The organism is Acinetobacter sp. USHLN143, from assembly GCF_037145695.1.
Taxonomy (GTDB): Bacteria; Pseudomonadota; Gammaproteobacteria; order Pseudomonadales; family Moraxellaceae; genus Acinetobacter; species Acinetobacter fasciculus.
The window spans coordinates 1-1,034 of record NZ_JBBCWZ010000171.1; the positions used below are offsets into that span (position 1 = coordinate 1).

The 1,034-nt window shown below is 35.9% G+C and carries 1 protein-coding gene and 1 pseudogene; both read left to right on the forward strand.

Annotated features, from left to right (window positions below; all coding sequences use genetic code 11):
- A pseudogene (locus WFH18_RS17480) lies at positions 1–72 on the forward strand (type II toxin-antitoxin system HipA family toxin); the annotation flags it as partial.
- Between the two features lie 54 nt (positions 73–126).
- On the forward strand, positions 127–573 hold the full coding sequence (locus tag WFH18_RS17485) for a hypothetical protein (protein ID WP_336755372.1): 447 nt from the start codon (positions 127–129) through the stop codon (positions 571–573).
- Positions 574–1,034 lie beyond the last annotated feature (461 nt).

Genomic DNA, 1,034 nt, shown 5'->3' on the forward strand with positions numbered 1-1,034 from the left:
GGTTATGTATCGCCTTTTGAGTTTGAAGCAATGTACTATGATAAGATTAATCCGTTAGGTCAGGTGGCCTAACTTAAATAAAAAAGTCTCCGATAAACCCGGTACGGTTCAAAGTCACAACAAGAAATGGATTTGGAAGAAGAAAAGGGTACTGAAGAGCCTTTTCCTATAAAGTTTGTTTTGGTTGAAGGAAAGGTGATTTTACGTGAGAAATTTATAAATCCCGAAAGAGATTATCAGGGAAGAATAAAACGAAAAGATGCACGGGTTATCTTGTCAGTTCATGAGCAAGGAGATAACAAATTTAGATGTGTGATTCAAAAATTAATCACTTTTAAACCTGATAACAGTCATCCAGCTCATCAAGATATTAATGCAAACTTTGTTGCTGAGATTACTGAACAGTTAGGATTAAATGAGTTGATCCAATTTGTACGTCATTATCGAGATGAGTCTTTAGTAAATGAATCATACTTAGTGAACTACTATACTATTGATTATTTATTATTAAATGCATTAGTTATGAATGGTTATCAAGTAAAAGATATTGAAGTACTGCCTGCGACTTGGTAACTTAAAAGAAACCATCAAGGCTGTAGGCGCCTAAAGCCTTACAAAGAATCAAAGTAGGATTCATTAGATTTTGCCGCTTGAGCCTTACAGATCAGCCAGTTCGCTCCTGTAACGCGATGGTGAAATCCATTTGGCATAGATCTAGATTCTGAAAACAGAATAGGAAGCGAAAGTCCCGAAAACTAGGTCTATGAATTAAGGGTTAGGGGTGGGTAAGAAAGGACAGCCAACGAAAGTTTTGCTGTCCTTTCGTCTATTAGTAACTAAAAAAGAGAGTGTTAACTCCACTGCTGTCCCATAGTTTGCTTTAAATAAAAAAACCTGAGTCCTAACAGTTAAAATATGAGTGTAAACAAACACTTTAACGACTAGGATTCAGGTTTTGTCACATCAGAATACCGTATTTCATGAGCTAATTAAACCTGTTGTGCGACAGGATTTTGAACAACTTGCTAAAGTAC

Coding starts and splice junctions, on each gene's coding strand:
- WFH18_RS17485 (WP_336755372.1), top strand. CDS start 127: ATGGATTTGGAAGAAGAAAAGGGTACTGAAGAGCCTTTTCCTATAAAG.